Raw genomic sequence first — 21,503 nt, 5'->3', positions numbered from 1 at the left:
AGTAAGGGTTTACTTGTATTGAAAATCTCACCATTTTTAGATACAATAGAGGGAGCCATTTTTAGACTAGAAATAGGAGAAAACATGAAAAAATTATGCTTATCTATCCTTGCTAGCCTAGCCCTTACTCTAGGACTAGTTAGCCAGGTCCAAGCCGATGAATATTTACGCATCGGGATGGAAGCAGCTTACGCCCCCTTCAACTGGACACAAGACGACGACAGTAACGGCGCTGTCAAAATCGATGGAACAAACCAATATGCTAACGGTTACGATGTTCAAATTGCAAAAAAAATCGCTAAAGATCTGGGTAAAGAACCACTCATTGTAAAAACAAAATGGGAAGGACTTGTTCCAGCCCTTACTTCTGGTAAGATTGATATGATTATTGCAGGTATGAGTCCAACCGCTGAACGTAAGCAAGAAATTGCCTTCTCAAGTAGTTACTATACCAGCGAACCCGTACTTTTAGTCAAAAAAGATTCTGCCTATGCAAACGCCAAAACACTAGATGACTTTAGTGGAGCAAAAATTACTTCTCAACAAGGTGTTTACCTTTACGACTTGATTTCACAAATCTCAGGTGCTCAGAAGGAAACTGCCATGGGTGATTTCGCTCAAATGCGTCAAGCTCTTGAAGCTGGTGTCATTGATGCCTATGTTTCTGAACGACCAGAGGCTCTAACTGCTGAATCAGCAAATGCCAAATTTAAAATGATTCAGCCTGAACCTGGTTTTAAAACTGGAGAAGAGGATACCTCTATCGCTATCGGTCTTCGTAAGGATGACGAACGTATCAGCCAAATCAATGCTAGCATTGAAACCATCACTAAAGAAGAACAAGTTGCCCTAATGGATCGTATGATTAAAGAACAACCTGTTCAAGCTACAACTACTGAAGAAAACAGCAGTAATTTCTTTAGCCAAGTTGCTAAAATTCTAAGTGAAAACTGGCAACAACTCTTGCGAGGTGCCGGAATCACACTTTTAATTTCCATTATCGGTACTATCGTTGGTCTCGTTATTGGTCTTGCTATCGGTGTTTTCCGTACTGCGCCCCAATCTGAAAATCATTTTTTCTATGTCATTCAAAATATAGTTGGTTGGATTCTCAATATCTATATTGAAATTTTCCGTGGAACTCCTATGATTGTACAATCTATGGTTATCTACTATGGAACTGCCCAAGCTTTCGGAATCAACCTAGACCGTACTCTCGCTGCTATCTTTATCGTTTCTATCAATACCGGTGCCTACATGACAGAAATCGTTCGTGGTGGTATCTTGGCTGTTGACAAGGGACAATTTGAAGCAGCTACTGCACTTGGTATGACACATAATCAAACCATGCGTAAGATTGTTTTACCTCAGGTAGTTCGAAATATCCTACCTGCGACTGGTAATGAGTTCGTCATCAACATCAAGGATACTTCTGTATTGAATGTTATCTCTGTTGTAGAGCTTTACTTCTCAGGAAATACAGTAGCAACACAAACTTACCAATACTTCCAAACCTTTACCATCATCGCAGTTATCTACTTTGTCCTTACCTTTACAGTAACGCGTATTCTCCGTTACATTGAAAAACGTATGGATATGGATACCTACACAACAGGTGCTAACCAAATGCAAACGGAGGATTTGAAATAATGAATCAACCCATTCTTGAAATCAAACACCTCAAAAAATCCTATGGGCAAAACGAGGTCCTAAAAGACATCTCACTCACTATTCATAAAGGAGAAGTGATTTCTATCATCGGTAGTTCCGGAAGTGGTAAATCAACATTCCTACGTTCTATCAACCTTCTCGAAACCCCAACTGAAGGTGAAATTCTTTATCACGGTGAAAACGTCCTTGAAAAAGGGTATAACCTTACTCACTACCGTGAAAAACTAGGTATGGTTTTCCAGTCCTTTAACCTTTTTGAAAATCTCAATGTTCTCGAAAATACGATTGTGGCACAGACAACTGTTCTCAAACGTGAACACTCAGAAGCAGAGAAAATTGCAAAAGAAAACCTTGAAAAGGTTGGTATGGGAGAACGTTTCTGGCAAGCCAAACCAAAGCAACTTTCTGGTGGTCAAAAGCAACGTGTGGCTATTGCTCGTGCTCTTTCTATGAATCCTGATGCCATTCTCTTTGACGAGCCTACATCAGCCCTCGACCCTGAAATGGTCGGTGAAGTTCTCAAAATCATGCAAGAACTAGCTCAAGAAGGCTTGACTATGATCGTTGTAACCCACGAAATGGAATTTGCTCGCGATGTATCAAACCGTGTTATCTTTATGGATAAGGGGGTTATTGCAGAAGAAGGCAAACCTGAAGATCTATTTACCAATCCTAAAGAAGAACGCACCAGAGAATTTTTACAACGCTATCTTGGATAATCAAAAAAGACTGCAACCTGCAGTCTTTTTATATTTCCTAAAATGAAAAGGCAGGTTCTTTTCGAACCTGCCTATATCCAAAGACTAATCTTCAAATTTTTCATGATTTTTATTGTAGAAATCAATTAAGCCGAGGGCTGTTTCAAAGGAAATGTTTTTAACTTTCGCACGTCCTTGAGCCAAAGCAATGATAGACATCTCACGCGCATTCGTTTCCTTAGAAATACGATACCCTGTGATCTTCTTATCACGAACCCAGCTAACAACTGCTTCTACTTTTTCAAAGTTAGACTTAGCCATGTTATTCTCCTATTTTTTTCTTTACGCAACATCATTCTATATGTTTTTATAATATTTGTCAATTAAAACACATATATTAACTAGATTATTGCGTTAAGATTGTAATTATTTAGCTTTCAAAGCTGATAATATATGGGTTCGAATATCTTCAACTCCATTAGGATTTGCTGGCAAGAATATTGTATTATTTCCTTGTTTATCTGCAAAATTATTCAATGTATCCAAATACTGATTGGTTAATAGTATTGACATAATTTGTTCTTCAGTTAATTCGACATTGGCTCCTTTTAACTCTTTAATAGAATCAGCAAGTCCATCAACAATTGCTTTTCGCTGCTCTGCGATCCCCACACCATGGAGGCGATCTTTTTCTGCCTCAGCTTCTGCCGCTGTAACGATCTTAATTTTATCTGCTTCAGCCAATTCTTGAGCTGCCACTCTCTTACGTTGGGCAGCATTAATCTCGTTCATTGATTGTTTGACTTCTGCATCCGGCTCAACTTTGGTAATGAGCGTCTTAACGATAATATACCCATACGTTGACATTTCTTCCGCTACTTGTTTTTGAACTTCTAATGCAATTTCATCTTTTTTCTCAAACAATTCATCCAAAGTTAACTTAGGAACAGATGAGCGCAATGCATCTTCAATATAAGATTTGATTTGAGCTTCAGGTCTCATCAATTTATAGTAAGCGTCTGTAACGTTTAACTCATTTACACGATACTGAGTTGCGACATTCATAGTCACAAAAACGTTATCTTGGGTTTTGGTTTCAACCACGATCTCACTTTGTAAAAGGCGTAGCTGCACACGAGCTGCAATTTTGTCAATGCCAAATGGTGCCCGTAGATGAATACCACTATTACTTAACTTTTGATACTTACCAAATCGTTCGATAATTGCAACAGACTGTTGACGAACGACATAAACAGAGCTCACTAACATAGCTCCTACAATAAGCATTAGAATCACTAGAACAAGTAAAACTTGTAAAACCATGGGAATCTCCCCCTTTCTTCACTTACATTATAGCACTCGTATATAGGTTAGGCAAATGATATGATAAAAATTTTATAGGATATTAAACAAGCATATTATATAGAGTTTCATTCCCATTCAAGTTAATATAAGACGGATCAAATTTCTCCATTCGGTGAATCAAGCCCGCATAATCATGCTTGTTAGCAAGAGCAATCCCGATTAAGACTGGTCCTGTTCCCTTGCTGGCACGTTTAATATACTCAAAACGAGTGATGTCGTCATTCGGTCCTAAAATATCATTTACAAACTCGCGAAGTGCACCTGGACGTTGTGGGAAGTTTACCACAAAGTAATGCTTGATGCCATCATAAATCAAGGCACGCTCTTCCATCTCTGGCATACGGTTGATATCGTTATTTCCTCCAGAGATAATACAACAAATAGTCTTACCCTTTATATAATCTGACAGTACTTCCAAGGCCGCCACACTAGCAGCACCTGCAGGCTCAGCTACAATCCCCTGTTTAGAGTATAGATCTATCAAGGTCTCAGAGATTAAACCTTCATCCACTCCGATAAGCGTTTCAACATTTTTACGGGTTGCTTCATAGGTCAATTGTCCAACCTTCTGCACAGCAATCCCGTCTGCAAACTTATCAATTTCTTTGAGTTTAACCGGACCTCCAGCCTCAAATGCTGCCTTCATGGAACGAGCTCCGTTAGCTTCTACACCCAGAACTTCAATAGCCGGATTCGTTTCCTTTATATAAGTAGAAACTCCTGCAATGAGTCCTCCACCTCCTACAGGCACCAAGACGGTATCAAAATCAATGGATTCTTTTCGCGCTTCTTCTAAAATTTCATAAGCCACTGTTCCTTGACCAGCTTGAACATAGGGATCATCAAAGGGATCAATAAAGGTACGATTTTCAGCAACTGTATAGTCTTGAGCTGCCTTAGCCGAAGCATCAAAGGTATCTCCTACCAATTTGATGGTTACAAAATCTCCACCAAAGAAACGAACCTGACCAATTTTTTGTTGAGGCGTTGTAATTGGCATAAAGATTGTTGCAGGAATTTTCATCTCGTTACAAGTGTAGGCAACACCTTGAGCGTGATTTCCCGCTGATGCGCACACTACACCACGTTCACGTTCTTCCTTAGTCAATTGTGAGATGGCATAATAAGCTCCACGAATTTTAAAAGAGCGGACTCGTTGAGCATTTTCTTTTTTGAGATAAATTTTAGCACCGTATTTTTCTGATAAATAATGATCGTAGTCAAGTGGTGTATTGGCTACGACACCACTCAGAACCTTGTGGGCCTTCACCACATCTTTTGCACTAAGCATAATCTTCTCCTTGATTCTTTTTCAAGATAAAAAGCGGGTTAGGTACCCCCCAACTCGCCTTCTATTTTTATTCTCAAAAATTAGTTGTAGATTTTGAATGCGTCATCGTCGTTTTTACCAACAAATGGCATTGCTTTACGCAACTCTGCACCAACCTTTTCAATTTCAAGGTTAGCTGCTTGTTCACGGTAAGCAGTCAATTTTGGACGTCCAGCTTTGTAGTCGTTGACAAAGTCGTTGGCAAATGTACCGTTTTGGATGTCAGCAAGAACTGCTTTCATGTTTTCTTTCACTTGTTCAGTGATAACACGTGGACCTGAAACGTAGTCACCGTATTCAGCTGTGTTAGAAATTGATTGACGCATTTTCTTGAATCCACCCTCGTAGATCAAGTCAACGATGAGTTTCATTTCGTGAAGCACTTCAAAGTAAGCCAATTCTGGAGCATATCCAGCTTCGGTCAAGACTTCAAAACCAGCTTCAATAAGGGCAGTCAAACCACCACAAAGAACTGCTTGTTCACCAAACAAATCTTCTTCAGTTTCTTCTTTGTAAGTTGTTTCCAAAAGACCAACGCGTGCTGCACCAACACCTTTACACCAATCCATGGCGATGTTTTTAGCATTTCCTGTTGCATCTTGATACACAGCGTAAAGTGCTGGGACACCAAATCCTTCTTCGTAAGTACGACGTACCAAGTGTCCTGGCCCTTTAGGAGCACACATGAAGACATCTACATCTGCAGGAACTTTGATGAATTCGAAGTGGATGTTAAAACCATGCGCAAATCCAACTGCATTCCCAGCTTCCAAGTTTGGAGCAATTTCTGCTTCGTACAATTCTTGTTGGATTTCGTCTGGTGCCAAAATCATGATGACATCAGCCAATTTAGTTGCTTCTGCTACTGTATAAGTATCAAAACCATCTTCTTTTGCCTTATCAAAAGATTTACCTGGACGAACACCGATGATCACATCGTGACCTGAATCACGCAAGTTTTGAGCGTGAGCATGACCTTGTGAACCATAACCGATAACAGCGATTTTTTTACCATCAAGTGCTGCTACTTTTACATCTTTTTCGTATTCCATTTGAACTGCCATAGTTTTTCTCTCTTTTCTATATTTATTGCCATTTAGGCTGGTTTAACAAACTTAAGTTATTTTTTACTCAATGAAAATCAAAGAGCAAATTAGGAAGCTAGGCGCAGGCTGTACTTGAGTACGGCAAGGCAAAGCTGACGTGATTTGAATTTGATTTTCGAAGAGTATTAATCGCGGGTAAATCCAGTTGCACCCGTACGAGCGATATTCTTGATACCGTATGGTCGAATAACCCGAATCAAAGCTTCACTCTTTTCAGCATTCCCAGTCATCTGAACAGTAATGGAGCTCGGAGCCACATCAACAACAGTTGCACGGAAAGGCTGGATAATAGCTAAAATTTCTGCTCGCTTCTCAGCTGGTGCTGAGACCTTGATCAGAATCACTTCACGCTCGAGGTGTGGTTTATCTGTGATATCACGGACACGAATAACGTCGACCTGACGGTTGAGTTGTTTGATGATTTGCTCTACTTCATCGTGAGATGCAACATCAATGATAATGGTAATCCTTGACACATTAGGATTTTCTGTCGCCCCTACCGAGATACTCTCAATATTAACTTGGCGTCTAGACAAGACACCGGTAAAACGATTGAGAACTCCTGACCGGTTTTGAAGTTTGGCTGTTAACATTCTACGCATTAAACTTCACCCCCAACATCTCATGATTACTCTTACCAGCTGGTACCATTGGTAAAACATGCTCTTTACGAGAAATATCTACCTCGATAAACATTGGTACATCTTCCAAAATGACTTCCAAATCCTTTTCTAAGGTTTCAGGATTATCAAATTTATAATTCTTAATTCCATAGGCTTGAGCCATCAATTGGAAATCTGGGAGGCTGTCAAAGACTGACTCTGATGTTCGACCATCGTAGAAGGCTTCTTGCCATTGACGAACCATCCCAAGTGAATGGTTATTAAGCATGATGACCTTGATTGGAATCTTGTAGATGTTCAAGATTGCCAATTCCTGATTGGTCATTTGGAAACCACCATCACCGACAAAGAGCACGACCTCCTTATCTGGATTGGCAATTTTTGCTCCAATGGCTGCAGGAACTCCAAATCCCATGGTTCCTAGTCCACCTGAAGTTACGAGTTGACGCTCGTTTTGGTATGGATAGTATTGAGCTGTCCACATTTGGTGTTGTCCGACGTCAGTTACGACAATGGCATCACCCTTAGTCAATTCGCCTATACGTTCAATAACCGCTTGTGGTTGGACGACACGTTCCTTCTTATCATAAGAACGAACACGATTCTTATCTTTGGTAACTTTTTCAATCCATTTTTCAGTATTGTTACGAACGATTGGCTCCGCTAGTAACTGCTGTAAGGCCTTTTTAGCATCTCCGACAACTGGGATATCAACAGCGATAATCTTACCAATCTCTGCTGGATCGATATCAATATGCGCTACTTTGGCATTCTTCGCAAATGTCTTAGGATTACCAGTCAAACGGTCGTCAAAGCGACACCCAATCGAAATCATAAAATCAGCTTCTGTCATAGCTATATTTGCTGCAAATGAACCATGCATTCCACCCATACCTAAGAAAAGCGGGTGACTAGTGGCAATAGTCCCTTGTCCCAAAAGTGTTGTTACAACAGGAATTTGGTAACGTTCTGCAAATTCATTTAACTCCGCAGCAGCCTCTGCATAGCTAATTCCACCACCAGCTAACAAAACTGGCTTCTTAGCTTTAGAGAGTTGCTTCAAGATCTTCTTGATTTGCATCTCATTAGGCTCTAAAGTTGGTTGATAACTTGGTAAATCTATCTCTGAAGAATAGACAAAATCCGTTTCAAGAGCAGAAACGTCTTTTGGCAAGTCAATAACAACTGGCCCTGGGCGACCCGTAGTCGCAATATGTACAGCCTCTGTAATCACACGTGGAATATCTGCTGTCTCACGAACCTGATAGTTGTATTTGGTAATTGGCATGGTAATACCGACGATATCTGCTTCCTGGAAAGCATCTTTACCGATACCCGCTCTTGCCACTTGACCTGTAAAAACCAAAAGAGGAACGCTGTCGCTCATAGCATCTGCAATACCCGTAATGGCATTTGTAGCTCCTGGTCCACTTGTGACGACTGCGACACCAAGTTTCCCTGTTGACTTAGCATAACCTTCTGCTTCATGAAGACATCCCTGTTCATGGCGACCTAGAATATGGCGGATGCCTTTAAAATTATAAATAGCATCATATAAAGGCAATACAGCCCCGCCTGGATAACCAAAAATCGTATCGATTCCTAGGTCACGGAGCGTTTCCAAAACGAGTTCCGAACCTGACTTTGGTGAGTCTAAAATGAGTTTCTCCATCGTTCCCCTTTCTCTTCTCTTAAAATGACTTGTTTCTATAATACCATTTTTTCAAAAATTTTCAAGACAAAAGAAACAATTTTCTGAATTTTCTATCTAGATACTTTACACTATCAAATAGATTAGAAAGTTTATATGTATTTTTACCTTTTAATAGAAAAAAGGTTGAGACAAATTGTCCCAACCTTTTGATTATTTACTAATTAAAGTGAGTTAACGTCAACCTTGATACCAACACCTTGAGTAGTTGTGATTGTCAAGCTTGTTACGTAAGTTCCTTTAGCAGTAGCTGGTTTAGCTTTTTGGATTGTTTCGTTGAATGCTTTGAAGTTTTCTACTAACTTGTCAGCTTCAAATGAAACTTTACCGATGATAGCTTGTACGATACCTGCACGGTCAGCACGGTAAGTAATTTTACCACCTTTAGACTCTTCAACTGCTTTAGCAACATCCATTGTTACAGTACCAGTTTTAGGGTTTGGCATCAAGTTACGTGGTCCAAGGACACGTCCAAGACGTCCAACAAGAGCCATCATGTCAGGTGTAGCGATAACTACGTCGAAGTCCAACCAACCGTCGTTGATTTTAGCAACAAGGTCGTCTTCACCAACGAAGTCTGCACCAGCAGCTTTAGCTTCTTCAGCTTTTGCACCACGTGCAAATACAAGAACGCGAGCTGTTTTACCAGTACCGTTTGGCAATACCATTGCTCCACGGATTTGTTGGTCAGCTTTTTTCACGTCGATGTTCAAGTTGTATGCAACTTCTACAGTTGCGTCAAATTTTGCAAAGTTAGTTTCTTTTGCAAGAGCTACAGCTTCTTCTACGCTGTATGCTTTTGTGCTGTCGATTTTCTCAAGAGCAGCACGAAGTTGTTTGCTTTTTTTAGCCATTTTCTATTCTCCTTGTAAGTGGTTCAATCGATTTTCATCTCCCACGTCACTTCTCGAAATGATGAAGTCTTGCGGGTTATATAGGGAAGTTATTGATTAGTCAACAACAGTGAATCCCATAGAACGAGCAGTACCTTCGATCATACGCATTGCAGACTCAATGTTTGCAGCGTTCAAATCTGGCATCTTAGTTTCTGCAATTTCTTGTACTTGTGCACGAGTAACTGTAGCAACTTTAGTTTTGTTAGGTGTACCTGATCCTTTTTCAACACCTGCAGCTTTTTTCAAAAGAACAGCAGCTGGTGGTGTTTTAGTAACGAAAGTAAATGATTTATCTTCGTATACTGAGATAACAACTGGAATGATCATACCAGCTTGATCAGCTGTACGAGCGTTGAACTCTTTTGTGAATCCCATGATGTTGATACCAGCTTGACCAAGAGCAGGTCCAACCGGTGGAGCTGGTGTAGCTTTACCAGCAGGGATTTGCAATTTTACAAGTTTTTCGACTTTTTTAGCCATTTTTAAATCCTCCTTTGTGGTTTTGGCGGTAATTTAGAGATTTTTACCTCCCACAAGTATGTTTTACACATACCCCACTATTATACACTAATCTATCTCAAATGCAAGAGAAAAATTCTATTTTTAGAGAAATTTTATTACTGAATTTGGCTATTATTTCTTTCGTGAAAGAGTTCTGAACTACAAACAAAAAACCGCTCTGTTTTGAGCGATTATAAGAAATAATAAAGTTTAGTAGGAATCCAGTTTTAAGAGCAGGCTTTTCCCTTTTTCAGTACTTCCACTTTCCACAAATCCAAGGGACTCAAAACATCGTCTGGAGGCATAATTGAAATCATAGATTTCTTGAACTTTCAATTGTTTCCAACCCTTTTTCCGAGCTAGATCAATCAAAGTCTTCAATACCTTGCGTCCAATTCCTTGATGTTGATAAGTCGGATTGCCAATCACAATAGGAAGATTCTCCTGAGATAAGGTTACATCCCCAATTGGAAACCACTCTCCCTTTTCTCTAAACTCAATCCAAAACAAATCCCCGTGTTTTTCTAAATAGGAATACATAGCATTCAATTTTTCTACATTATAGGGGCTTCTGACTCCATCTACAAATTCAACCAAATCCACATCTTGATACCAGGCCAAAGCTGCATCCTGATGATCTGCTAAAAAATAAGGAACTAGACGTAGGGAATCATCTATCTGAATGATTTTTGTCATCATTTTCTACTCCTAATACTAGCTCCGCTGCTTGATTAAAACCATCACACCAGTTATACCATTTTGCTTCATACTCATCTTGGGCTAAGATATGATTTTTTAAATCCAGAACAGAGTAAATCTTTCTTTCCTCACAAGCTTGTGCATAGAGATGATATAGTTCATCACCACCATCTTTATCCCACTCAGCAAAAATCGTATCCCGACCTGCTAACAAAGCTTGGTAAGCTCTGTGATGCCCATCTGTAATCAGCAAGCGATCTCCAAATGCAAGAACACTGATTGGATCCATATTGATGATTTCAGCCGACTGATAAAGCATCTGGATATCTTGCAACTTCTTTTCTGATAAGTATAGTTGAGTTGGATGAAGATTTTTTATCTTGACTTCCATTTTTTCTCCTCAAGAAGAGTTAATATCTACTTTTGTTTGCCTGTAAAGCGCCATTGAAAGCGAAGTTTGTCATAAAATGGAAATTCAATGAATAGAATTCCAAGACCCAGACAGAGACTGGCAAGAACATCTGATGGGTAATGAACTCCCAGATAGACTCTGGAAATGATTACACTTACTAGATAGATTCCCAGTAAAATCTGGAGAATGAGCTTTACAGTCCTATCTTTCACTCTCTGTCCCACAATGATAATTAGAGAACCGATTAGGAGGGTTACTGCTAGCGAGTGACCACTAGGGAAAGAAAAGCCCTCTTCTTCGACCAAGTGTAAAATTTCAGGTCGGGGACGTTGATAGATGTATTTTAAGGACACAATTAAAATTCCAGCCAAACTAAGATTGCCAGCTACTAAAAGGCTTTCTGACTTCCACTTTTTCAGATAAAAAATAACAGTCAATAGAATTGCCCAAGAAATAACGATTGGTAAGTCAATCAGACGAGTAATCCCTCGAAAGATAGTTGTCAATATAGCTGGTAAATCTCCACGGATTGCTGTCTGGATAGACGAATCAAATGGTATCAATTGTTCTGGATAAAACTTAACGACATAACCCAGAATTACAAATAGTAAAAGGGCAAAAGAGCCCTTTGTTAAATATGTTTGTTTATCTTTCATAGTATTTCAAAGTTGGTTTCAAGAGGACAAATAATAACCAGAATGAGATGGCAAAGATGACTCCTTCAATCAAATTAAATGGTAAGACCATTGCCAACAAGTAATTACTAAGTCCTAGAATGTTCTCTATATCGAAGTTAGCAAATTTTGCGTACAAAGGTACAGCATAAACGTAGTTTAGAACTAACATGGCTAAAGTAAGACCAATCGTCCCTGCTAATGAAGCTAGGACAAAACGCATGGTTGTACGCTCTTTTTTCCAAATCAGACCAAAAGCAAGAACAAAGACTCCTAAGGCTACGATATTCATCGGCAAACCAATATAGGTACTAACTCCTTGGTTGTTCAGAAGGATTTTCAGCAAGGACCGAAGGAATAGTACTCCTAAAGCAGCTGGTAAATCCAAGACTACCAAACCTACAAGAACTGGTAAGATACTGAACTCAATCCTTAAAAAGGCTGCTGCCGGTAGAAGCGGAAAGTCAAAGTACATCAACACAAATGAAAGTGCTGATAAAATTGCAATGGTCGAAAGTCGACGTGTGTTTGTCATAACAGGTTCCTCCAATTTTCTATAAAATCAGAAGAAGTTGGAAAGTTTCTCTCTATCTACTCTCTTAACTGTCTCAAAAAACAACCTAAGCTTACAAAGAAACTGGTTTTATTTCTATTACAATGAAGCCGAATAGACAAAGCTATCCTTTCGTCTTCTCCCATCCAGACTATACTGTCGGTTGTGGAATCTCACCACATCAGCTTGCGCTCGCGGACTTATTTGGCTAAGATATTTTAGTTTTATCTAGACGTCGCAGTCGAAGATAATACTTAAAGTATATCGAGACAAGACAACGAAGAGAAAGCTAAAATAGCTAGTCAAATTTACCGCCGGTCGGGAATCACACCCTGCCCTGAAGACCCTCTAATGATAACAAAAAAAGCTTGCAAGCGCAAGCATTTTATCTCTTCTCAGTATTTATTTCAACTTATCCGTTTCGTAAGTATGAACCAGTTCGAGACCCGCAAAATTTTGTTGACGAAGGGCCTCATAGACAATCATACATACTGTATTGGATACATTGAGACTACGGACATGTTCATCATTCATAGGAATTCTGAGAGCTTTTTCAGGATGTTCCCGCATAAATTCCTCAGGCAAACCTTTATCTTCACGTCCAAAAAGAAAATAATGGTTTCCTTCTATCGTGAAGTCAGCATCTGAATAGACCTTTTCTGCAAACTTGGAAATCAAGTAGAGTTGACCATCTATTTTTTTCATAAATTCATCTAAACAATCATAAAAATAGATTTCAAGTTTGTCCCAATAGTCTAGCCCGGCTCGCTTCATTTTACGATCATCAATCGGAAAGCCCATCGGTTTGATAATATGAAGGGGCGCATTCGTCGCCGCACAGGTTCGTGCAATATTTCCCGTATTTTGTGGAATTTGTGGTTCAAACAATACAATATGATTGGCCATGCCTTGCTTCCTCTCACTAGTGCAAAAAAATAGCCACACTGCCCGGAGTCAAGCTCAGCAAACAGCGTGGTTAAGGCATCGTTAACTTACCTCACAACAGGTTTGAAGTAAATCAGCGAAACTACTTTTTTAGTATAACACTTTCAGCCTGATTGTCAATAGAAATGACTTGATTTTTTCATTTTTTTTACAAGCATATTTACAAAAGTTAAAATTTCAACTTTCAGCAAGCAATATCATAGAATTTACATTGATTAAGAATTTTCGGAACAAGTTTTTTCATAAGCATATGATGTTTAAAGCAAAATATTTATCCGAATTCCCCTAATCCCTTTATTAAAGAAGGAAACAGTCGGTTGTTGAGTGCATTTTTTTCTAAAAAAAGGTATGATAGAGACATATTGAAAAAGTAGGTTAACTAACTATGAAGATTATTCTTGTCGGAGGGGGAAAAGTAGGTTCTGCCCTCTGTCGTTCACTGGTTGCTGACAACCATGATGTTGTCTTAATTGAACAGAACGAAACTGTTCTAAAATACTTGACCAGCCGTTTTGATATTATGGGAATCGCAGGTAACGGAGCTGACTTTGCTATGTTAGAAGCAGCCAATGTTCAAGATTGTGATATTTTCATTGCCATGACTCAATACGACGAAGTCAATATGGTTTCGGCTGTTTTAGCCAAAAAAATGGGAGCAAAGGAAACCATTGTTCGTGTACGAAATCCTGAATATTCCAACCCTTACTTTAAAGAAAAAAATATTCTTGGATTTTCACTCATTGTAAACCCTGAACTCCTAGCAGCTCGTGCTATCGCTAATATTATAGACTTCCCCAATGCTCTTTCTGTTGAGCGTTTTGCAGGTGGATTAGTCAGCTTAATGGAATTCAAGGTACGAAATTTCAGTAATATTTGTCAGATGTCTATTGCTGATTTCCGTAAAAAGTTTGGCAATGTTATTGTCTGTGCTATCGAACGCGACCACAAACTCATGATTCCTAGTGGAGATATGATTTTAGAAGATAAAGACCGTATCTTTGTGACAGGACATCGTGTCGATATGATGCTCTTCCACAACTATATTAAGTCCAGAGTTGTTAAGAGTTTACTCATCATAGGAGCTGGGAAAATTGCTTACTATCTCTTAGGTATGCTAAAAGACAGTCGTATCGATACCAAGGTTATTGAGGTCAATCCTGAAAGAGCTGCCTTTTTCAGTCAAAAATATCCAAAACTCTATATTGTACAAGGGGACGGAACTGCAAAAGATATTCTCCTAGAAGAAAGTGCCCAACACTACGATGCGGTCGCAACCCTTACTGGAGTTGACGAAGAAAACATTATTACATCTATGTTCTTGGATAGTGTGGGTGTTCAGAAAAACATCACTAAGGTCAATCGAACTAGTCTCTTAGAGATTATCCATGCGCCTGAGTTTTCTAGTATCATCACACCAAAAACCATCGCTGTTGATACGATTATGCACTTTATCCATGGTCGTGCCAATGCCCAATATTCAGATCTTCAAGCGATGCACCACCTAGCAAATGGACAGGTTGAGACTCTTCAATTCCTTATCAAGGAAGCTAACAAGATGACTGGTAAACCTTTGTCTCAATTGAAACTCAAAAAAGATATTTTAATTGCTGCTATTATTCGCAATGGAAAAACAATCTTCCCCACAGGTGAAGATAGCCTTCAAGTCGGTGATAAGTTAGTTGTCATCACACTATTATCAAATATCACCAAGATCTATGATCTGTTAGAGAGGTAAGCTATGAATAGAAGTATGGTACGATTTCTTCTTGCAAAGCTACTCTTGATCGAGGCTGGTCTACTCTTAGTTCCAGTTAGCATTGCTCTTTATTATCGAGAATCGAGTCAAGTTTTTACAGCTCTTTTCTCTACCATCGGAATCCTTGTTGTTCTAGGTCTTCTGGGAATTATCAGTAAGCCTAAAAAACAGCGAATCTATGCAAAAGAAGGGGTCTTAATTGTAGCTCTCTGTTGGATTCTCTGGTCATTCTTTGGTGCCCTTCCATTTGTCTTTTCAGGACAAATTCCCAATATGATAGACGCCTTCTTTGAGATTAGTTCTGGCTTCACAACAACGGGAGCAACCATTTTAAATGATGTTTCTGTCTTAAGCCGTTCCCTTCTATTTTGGAGGAGTTTTACTCACCTTATCGGAGGGATGGGGGTGCTGGTTTTTGCCCTAGCTATCATGGACAATGCAAAAAACAGTCACTTAGAGGTTATGAAGGCAGAGGTTCCTGGACCAGTATTTGGTAAGGTTGTATCTAAGCTAAAAAATACAGCTCAAATTCTTTATATCCTCTACCTGGCTATGTTTGCCCTCTTTGTAATTATTTATTACCTTGCTGGGATGCCACTCTACGATAGTTTTGTCATCGCTATGGGTACTGCTGGTACAGGTGGCTTTACTGTTTATAATGATGGAATTGCCCACTATCACAGTTCTCTCATTACCTATCTGACGAGTGTTGGGGTCTTGATGTTTGGTGTCAACTTCAACCTCTACTACTATCTCATGCTTCGTCGAGTCAAGGAATTCTTTTTCGATGAGGAGCTTCGTGCTTATCTCTTGATTGTCGTCGTTTCTACCGGCTTAATTACTCTCAATACACTCCACCTTTATAGTGGCGTTTCACAAAGTTTTGAGATGGCCTTCTTCCAAGTTTCTAATATCATCACTACAACTGGTTTCGGTTACGGAAACATAACCAATTGGCCTTTGTTTTCTCAGTATATCCTACTGATGTTGATGGCGATTGGTGGTTCTGCTGGATCTACTGCTGGTGGTCTCAAAGTGATGCGTGGAGTTATTCTAGCTAAAATTGCTAAAAATCAATTTTTGTCTACCATATCCCCTCACCGTGTTTTAACTCTCCATGTTAACCAAACGGTAATTGATAAGGATACCCAGCACAAGATTCTCAAGTACTTTGTAGTTTACGTCATGATTCTACTCAGCTTAATGTTCATTATCAGTTTAGATGCTGACAATTTAATGATTGTTACGAGTGCCGTTTTTAGTTGCTTTAACAATATCGGCCCAATTCTCGGAACAACTGCAAGTTTCTCAATTTTTAGTCCATTTTCAAAACTCCTCCTATCCTTTGCAATGATTGCAGGACGTCTTGAAATTTATCCAATCATATTACTCTTTATGAAGCGAACCTGGTCTAAGCGTTAGCAATGTTATTATCAAAAAGCACATCCCTCAAAAAATGAGGGATGTTTTTTTCTGTTGATAAGATTTTTAAAAGACAGTTGAGAGTCAAAAAATAACACTTGAGAAAATGATGATTTTTCATGAATCATTTTAGTTATAATTTTAAAAAAACGTAGGGGTTTTATATGGAAAAAATGAACAAATCAATCCAACTTCTTTTATTGATTTCCTTGGTATATTTAGGCTGCTGTAGTTGCTTAGTTTGGCCTGGTATTGCTTTAACACTCAAACAATCCTGCTTTTACTTTTTACTTCTCTTACTGTTTTTAGCAGGTATCTGTACATTTATCCACTATCTTTCAGGACATGATTATGTGAATAGTCAGCTACACAATCGTAGTCGATCCTTCTTTTTATTGTATAGCAGCATGGTTATCATTAACCTTGCTGGAGTATGTTTTATTTTGTTTGAAAGCATAAGCACTGACACTCTACTACAAAAAGAAATCGTTGACTTGTTACTCATCTCTTTCTTTTTCCTTTTCGGACTTGATATTGCTACCTTTCTGCCGTTAAACAAATGGAGAAAATTACCAACTCATAAAAAGACAGGCAGGCTAACAACCCTTATCTTTCTTAGTTTATTTTTTCTGCACAATCCTTTAACCATTCTTTCTGTCAGTTTTTATATCCTTTTGGGAGTCAGCTTTCTAAACTTTTTATTTCCTAAAACCTTAAGACAAGATTTATCCTTCTATAGTCATTTAATTCGAAACATCTTACTTGTTTTATCTACGCTTATGTTCTGGTAGTTAATAGAATTCCTGTCAGAAGTATGCTATAATGAAATAAATTTTTAGGAGATATATGAATGAATTTTTTAAAAGATTATCGTAAACGATTGATTTGGCTAGGAATCTTTCTTGTCGCTATGTGCCTATCGCAAGTTCCTATCGTGACTTTAATGTTACTTCAAAAAACGCAACTTGGATCTATCTGGTCATCTCTAATAGTGGGACTTGTCTCTACTGCTGTTGTTACACTCTTTTTATATGGTGCTCACAAAAGTAAGTTATTAAATCTAAAATCAAAACTCTTTACTATTAATGACGCCCCTCGAATTGCTCTTAGTTATGTAGCCATTGTCACAGGAAATCTGATTGGTGCGATTTGGTTACAACTTCTGAAGCAAACAACTACTTCGAATCAAGAGGCTATCAATAGCATCATGTCAGAAAGCTCTCTAATTTCCAGCATTTTCGTGGTTGCCCTAGTGGCACCTATTTGTGAGGAAGTTATCTGTCGAGGTATCATCCCTACTAAACTCTTCGAAGGATACGAGAAAATTGGATATATTTTAGGTTGGTTTCTCTTCACTATAGCCCATATCCCAAATAATCTTCCTTCTTTCTTGATCTATGGCTGGATGTCTGCAGTCTTAACTTGGACTGCTTATCGCACCAAACGTCTAGAGATGTCTATCTTACTGCACCTAGTGAATAATGGAGTCAGCATTCTATTGCTTATCCTCCTTACATTCCTTATCAAAGTTGTTGGTATAGATGCTTTTCAATAAATAGAAGTTCCACTACTAATATAATTTAAAATAAAAAGACTAGAAATATATCTAATTTCTAGTCTTTTTGTTTATTCTTTGAGTGATTCCAAACTAAGTTAATGAGGCAGGTAGCTAATCCACTTTTTAACTGTTACCGTTTATTAGATTACGACACAGAGTTTGGCAAATCGATTATATTTGCCAAACGTAGTTAGTAAGGCAGTTAGCTAGTTCGCCGAATAGCGACTAGCGTCCAACAATTAGGAACTTTAGTTCCAATTGTTGGTACTGAGTTACATTTTTTCTTCCAACTCCACATCTGGATACTTGTCCGCAAACCAGCGGAGGGCAAAGTCATTTTCGAAAAGGAAGACAGGTTGGTCAAAGCGGTCCTTTGCCAAGATGTTTCGACTTGAAGACATGCGTTCATCTAAATCTTCTGGTTTAATCCAACGAACTGTCTTTTTACCCATTGGAGTCATGACAACTTCAGCGTTATACTCGCCTTCCATACGGTGTTTAAAGACTTCGAACTGGAGTTGTCCAACAGCACCTAGCATATACTCACCTGTTTGGTAATTCTTATAAAGCTGGATGGCTCCTTCTTGTACCAACTGTTCCATTCCCTTGTGGAAGGATTTTTGTTTCATAACGTTCTTAGGCGAAACTTTCATGAAAATCTCAGGCGTGAAGGTTGGTAGTGGTTCAAACTCAAACTTGTTTTTGCCAACAGTAAGCGTATCTCCAACCTGGTAGGTCCCTGTATCATAAACTCCGATGATATCTCCTGCTACGGCATTGGTCACATTTTCACGACTTTCCGCCATAAATTGGGTGACATTAGAAAGTTTAGCTCCCTTACCAGTACGAGGGAGATTGACACTCATACCGCGCTCAAATTCACCCGATACAATTCGAACAAATGCGATGCGGTCACGGTGTCGAGGGTCCATGTTGGCTTGAATTTTAAAGACAAATCCTGAGAAGTCTTTGTCATAAGGATCAACAATTTCTCCGTCTGTTTTCTTGTGTCCATGAGGTTCTGGAGCAAACTTAAGGAAGGTTTCAAGGAAGGTCTGCACCCCAAAATTAGTCAAGGCCGAGCCAAAGAAGACTGGTGTCAAATCACCTGCAAGAATGGCTTCCTCTGAGAATTCATTTCCTGCTTCATTCAAGAGTTCGATATCCTCTTTCACTTGTTCGTAGAATGGGTTGCTGGCAAAGAGTTTATCGCCATCTTCTAGGCTGGCAAAACGTTCATCCCCTTTGTAGAGTTCCAAACGTTGGTTATAGAGATCATAGAGCCCCTCAAAGGCCTTCCCCATCCCGATTGGCCAGTTCATTGGATAACTTGCAATACCCAAGACTTCTTCCAATTCTTGCAAGAGATCTAGTGGTTCACGACCGTCACGGTCCAGCTTGTTCATAAAGGTAAAGACTGGAATCCCGCGGTGTTTGACAACCTCAAATAATTTTTTGGTTTGGGCCTCGATACCCTTGGCAGAGTCCACTACCATGACCGCAGCATCCACCGCCATCAAGGTACGATAGGTATCTTCTGAAAAGTCCTCGTGTCCTGGAGTGTCTAGGATGTTTACCCGTTTCCCATCGTAGTCAAACTGCATGACAGATGAGGTTACCGAAATCCCACGTTGTTTCTCGATATCCATCCAGTCTGACTTAGCAAAGTTTCCTGTTTTCTTCCCTTTTACAGTACCTGCCTCACGAATCTCTCCCCCAAAATAGAGCAATTGCTCAGTAATGGTTGTTTTCCCCGCGTCCGGGTGAGAGATGATGGCAAAGGTACGGCGTTTCTTAATTTCTTCTTGAATACTCATAAGTTCTCTTTCTTTCTACTTTTTTAATGATTTCAATTTATAATCACTCTTTATTACATCGGACCCTAACATTCCTTTCAACACTCCATTATATCGGATTTTAGAGAGTTTTTCAATTGCTTACACAAGAAAAAGCAGGTCAAGATACTAGACCTGCTCATAAGATTCTTTTATTCAATATTTATTTTGTATCGCTAGTTACAATCTCTTCAAAATTTTATTTTTTCTAGAGCAATTTTCTTTTCCCAACGTTTTTTAAACAAAATATCAAAGAGCACTAAGGCTGAAGAAAGAATGATTGAAACCAGAAGATACTTTATCCATATAGGGGCATCTGGAATAAACGGCGTCGTATTCAAGAGTCCGTAATTCCCACCTGTTACTTGATTGACCCCAACTAGGAAAATGTTGAGAATAAAAGTGTAGGCGATAATTCGATACTTTTTAAGTAGGTTTTTATCGTAGTGATTCATGAGATAGACCAGGGAATTGACCAAGAGAGCATAATGGCCAATCAGGAAAGAAAAGCTGGTAATATGAGGGAAATCATAGGGGTCAAAAACAGGATAGCCTAAAGCAAATACTGCGCCGCTGGCTCCCATAAGGGCAAAATACTGCTTGGTTTTCCATTTGTCAGGTAAGAAAACAACCGCGAACATGGCCAAACGGCAATGGTAAAGAGGCAGGCTGTTCGAAAATGGAATGCTAAAACCTATATACCAAGTATAAAGAGCTAGCAATTGCGCTATTTGAATCCACTTAAACAATCGAACAAATTTGGGATTTTTGTAGTAAGTAAGAGAAGCATAAATAGACAAGGCGAGAAGGCCTATCATAACTCCATACCAAAAAATCGGAATAGGCGGTGGCGTCGTTTGGGTTCTTGTAATAAAATGATGCATAAAGTCTCCTTAAGGTAACGAATTCAGTTGTATATTAACTATTCTTATGTTTATATTTAACGAGTTGATTGATAAGGATGAGAATACCTGTCATCAAACTGGTCACTATCAAATAGTTAAGCAAACTACCATGATCTCCAATCACAGGTGGCTTGCTCATAAAGCCATAATTTCCTCCTGTCAAGAGGTTGGCAAGAAAGATAATGGCATTAACCCCAAAAGTCATCTGGCATATTTTCCAAGTATCCCCTTTTTCAACTTTATAATATCTAACAAGATAAATCAAGCAGTTAGCCAAGAGGGCCCAGTGTCCGAAAACATTGTTCACAGACGAAACATGAGGGAAAGGAAAAGGATAAAAGACTGGATAAACCAAAGCCATGATAGAACCAAAAACTCCCACTAAGGCAAAATATTGCTTGAAAAAGGTCTTATTAGGGGCAAAAAGAATCATCCACATAGCCATGCGACTATGGTAAAAAGGGAGAGCCTCAGATAGGGGCAGACGTGCAGCAATATACCAAGCGTTGATAATGAGCAACTGAATCAATTGTCCCCAATACCAAAAGTTTCTGTAACCTTTAGATGATGCGAAACGAATCGATAAAACAGCTATGATTACCAAAGAAGTAGGTAATAAAAAGTACCAGGCTCCCAAATGAGGAGGAACTGTCTTTTTACTGGTAAAAAGCAACTCCCAAAGCGTCATATGTCATCCTTAACGTGTTCTAGTTGAGTCAATGCTACATCCTTTTTACCAACTAAAAACGACTGTTATTCTTTCTTCTAATTTCAACCATTATATCGAAATAAAAAGTATTTTTCAATTTCTGTTTCTTTTTAGCTTGGCTTGCCTTATTTATA

The 21,503-nt window shown here is 39.0% G+C and carries 22 protein-coding genes and 1 riboswitch; of the genes, 6 read left to right on the top strand and 16 right to left on the bottom strand.

The annotated features are described in order from the left end of the window. Positions 1-84 precede the first annotated feature (84 nt). Both HMPREF9423_RS03585 and HMPREF9423_RS03580 read left to right on the top strand, forming a co-directional pair. Entirely contained in the window at positions 85-1,650 is a 1,566-nt protein-coding gene (locus HMPREF9423_RS03585; protein WP_006155732.1) for an ABC transporter substrate-binding protein/permease, read from the top strand. Then, positions 1,650-2,390 (top strand): amino acid ABC transporter ATP-binding protein, encoded by a 741-nt coding sequence (locus HMPREF9423_RS03580; RefSeq protein WP_006147962.1) that lies wholly within the window; start codon positions 1,650-1,652, stop codon positions 2,388-2,390. The genes HMPREF9423_RS03585 and HMPREF9423_RS03580 overlap by 1 nt, the downstream gene beginning before the upstream one ends. Positions 2,391-2,474: 84 nt before the next feature. Here HMPREF9423_RS03580 and HMPREF9423_RS03575 read toward each other — a convergent pair whose 3' ends face one another. The 13 genes from HMPREF9423_RS03575 to HMPREF9423_RS03515 form a co-directional block, all read right to left on the bottom strand. Then, positions 2,475-2,690 carry a capsule biosynthesis transcriptional regulator gene (locus HMPREF9423_RS03575; protein ID WP_004251963.1) on the bottom strand — a complete coding sequence of 72 codons (216 nt, stop codon included), beginning with the start codon at positions 2,688-2,690 and terminating at the stop codon, positions 2,475-2,477. Between the two features lie 105 nt (positions 2,691-2,795). Then, positions 2,796-3,692 (bottom strand): SPFH domain-containing protein, encoded by an 897-nt coding sequence (locus tag HMPREF9423_RS03570; protein ID WP_004251962.1) that lies wholly within the window; start codon positions 3,690-3,692, stop codon positions 2,796-2,798. Between the two features lie 82 nt (positions 3,693-3,774). Further along, positions 3,775-5,025 (bottom strand): threonine ammonia-lyase IlvA, encoded by a 1,251-nt coding sequence (ilvA, locus tag HMPREF9423_RS03565; RefSeq protein ID WP_004251960.1) that lies wholly within the window; start codon positions 5,023-5,025, stop codon positions 3,775-3,777. A gap of 80 nt (positions 5,026-5,105) precedes the next feature. Beyond that, positions 5,106-6,128 (bottom strand): ketol-acid reductoisomerase, encoded by a 1,023-nt coding sequence (gene ilvC, locus HMPREF9423_RS03560; protein ID WP_006147961.1) that lies wholly within the window; start codon positions 6,126-6,128, stop codon positions 5,106-5,108. A 167-nt stretch (positions 6,129-6,295) separates the two neighbouring features. Continuing rightward, complete coding sequence (gene ilvN, locus HMPREF9423_RS03555) at positions 6,296-6,772, bottom strand: acetolactate synthase small subunit (RefSeq protein ID WP_004251957.1); 477 nt, start codon at positions 6,770-6,772, stop codon at positions 6,296-6,298. After that, positions 6,765-8,465 (bottom strand): acetolactate synthase large subunit, encoded by a 1,701-nt coding sequence (locus HMPREF9423_RS03550; RefSeq protein ID WP_006147960.1) that lies wholly within the window; start codon positions 8,463-8,465, stop codon positions 6,765-6,767. The genes ilvN and HMPREF9423_RS03550 overlap by 8 nt, the downstream gene beginning before the upstream one ends. 203 nt (positions 8,466-8,668) lie before the next feature. Continuing rightward, positions 8,669-9,358, bottom strand: a complete 690-nt coding sequence (gene rplA, locus HMPREF9423_RS03545) for a 50S ribosomal protein L1 (protein ID WP_001085672.1) — start codon at positions 9,356-9,358, stop codon at positions 8,669-8,671. 96 nt (positions 9,359-9,454) lie between these two features. Next, positions 9,455-9,880, bottom strand: a complete 426-nt coding sequence (gene rplK / locus HMPREF9423_RS03540; RefSeq protein ID WP_001085808.1) for a 50S ribosomal protein L11 — start codon at positions 9,878-9,880, stop codon at positions 9,455-9,457. A 231-nt stretch (positions 9,881-10,111) separates the two neighbouring features. Next, the gene (locus HMPREF9423_RS03535; RefSeq protein WP_006155723.1) at positions 10,112-10,597 is read right to left on the bottom strand and encodes a GNAT family N-acetyltransferase; all 486 of its coding nucleotides are present in this window, start codon (positions 10,595-10,597) and stop codon (positions 10,112-10,114) included. Then, positions 10,572-10,991, bottom strand: a complete 420-nt coding sequence (locus tag HMPREF9423_RS03530) for a ParB-like protein (RefSeq protein ID WP_006147958.1) — start codon at positions 10,989-10,991, stop codon at positions 10,572-10,574. Before HMPREF9423_RS03530 ends, HMPREF9423_RS03535 begins: the two co-directional genes overlap by 26 nt. 26 nt (positions 10,992-11,017) lie before the next feature. Next, positions 11,018-11,668, bottom strand: coding sequence for a phosphatase PAP2 family protein (locus HMPREF9423_RS03525; RefSeq protein ID WP_006147957.1), 651 nt, complete (start codon positions 11,666-11,668; stop codon positions 11,018-11,020). Then, positions 11,658-12,221 (bottom strand): ECF transporter S component, encoded by a 564-nt coding sequence (locus tag HMPREF9423_RS03520; protein WP_006147956.1) that lies wholly within the window; start codon positions 12,219-12,221, stop codon positions 11,658-11,660. Before HMPREF9423_RS03520 ends, HMPREF9423_RS03525 begins: the two co-directional genes overlap by 11 nt. 148 nt (positions 12,222-12,369) lie before the next feature. Next, positions 12,370-12,588: riboswitch (FMN riboswitch) on the bottom strand. 53 nt (positions 12,589-12,641) lie between these two features. Then, positions 12,642-13,145, bottom strand: a complete 504-nt coding sequence (locus tag HMPREF9423_RS03515; protein WP_006147955.1) for a tRNA (cytidine(34)-2'-O)-methyltransferase — start codon at positions 13,143-13,145, stop codon at positions 12,642-12,644. 424 nt (positions 13,146-13,569) lie between these two features. Here HMPREF9423_RS03515 and trkA point away from each other — a divergent pair, with 424 nt between their 5' ends. From trkA to HMPREF9423_RS03500, 4 genes are all read left to right on the top strand, one after another. Next, positions 13,570-14,919: a Trk system potassium transporter TrkA gene (gene trkA, locus HMPREF9423_RS03510; RefSeq protein ID WP_004251938.1), complete on the top strand. Its 1,350-nt coding sequence runs from the start codon at positions 13,570-13,572 to the stop codon at positions 14,917-14,919. 3 nt (positions 14,920-14,922) lie between these two features. Continuing rightward, positions 14,923-16,362 (top strand): TrkH family potassium uptake protein, encoded by a 1,440-nt coding sequence (locus HMPREF9423_RS03505; protein WP_006147953.1) that lies wholly within the window; start codon positions 14,923-14,925, stop codon positions 16,360-16,362. 164 nt (positions 16,363-16,526) lie between these two features. Next, positions 16,527-17,153: a hypothetical protein gene (locus HMPREF9423_RS11850; RefSeq protein WP_006147951.1), complete on the top strand. Its 627-nt coding sequence runs from the start codon at positions 16,527-16,529 to the stop codon at positions 17,151-17,153. A 59-nt stretch (positions 17,154-17,212) separates the two neighbouring features. After that, a complete protein-coding gene (locus tag HMPREF9423_RS03500; protein ID WP_006147950.1) occupies positions 17,213-17,917 on the top strand; it encodes a CPBP family intramembrane glutamic endopeptidase in 705 nt (234 codons plus the stop codon). A gap of 275 nt (positions 17,918-18,192) precedes the next feature. Here the strand turns inward: HMPREF9423_RS03500 and HMPREF9423_RS03495 are convergent, their stop codons facing one another. The 3 genes from HMPREF9423_RS03495 to HMPREF9423_RS03485 all read right to left on the bottom strand — a co-directional run bounded on the left by HMPREF9423_RS03495 (position 18,193) and on the right by HMPREF9423_RS03485 (position 21,348). Then, positions 18,193-19,737 (bottom strand): peptide chain release factor 3, encoded by a 1,545-nt coding sequence (locus HMPREF9423_RS03495; RefSeq protein ID WP_006147949.1) that lies wholly within the window; start codon positions 19,735-19,737, stop codon positions 18,193-18,195. 209 nt (positions 19,738-19,946) lie between these two features. Further along, positions 19,947-20,639, bottom strand: a complete 693-nt coding sequence (locus tag HMPREF9423_RS03490) for a YwaF family protein (RefSeq protein ID WP_006147948.1) — start codon at positions 20,637-20,639, stop codon at positions 19,947-19,949. A 34-nt stretch (positions 20,640-20,673) separates the two neighbouring features. After that, positions 20,674-21,348 carry a YwaF family protein gene (locus tag HMPREF9423_RS03485; protein WP_006147947.1) on the bottom strand — a complete coding sequence of 225 codons (675 nt, stop codon included), beginning with the start codon at positions 21,346-21,348 and terminating at the stop codon, positions 20,674-20,676. Positions 21,349-21,503 lie beyond the last annotated feature (155 nt).

This window comes from Streptococcus infantis ATCC 700779 (genome assembly GCF_000187465.1).
In the GTDB taxonomy this organism is placed as follows: domain Bacteria; phylum Bacillota; class Bacilli; order Lactobacillales; family Streptococcaceae; genus Streptococcus; species Streptococcus infantis.
This window is presented reverse-complemented; position numbering and strand designations above follow the sequence as displayed.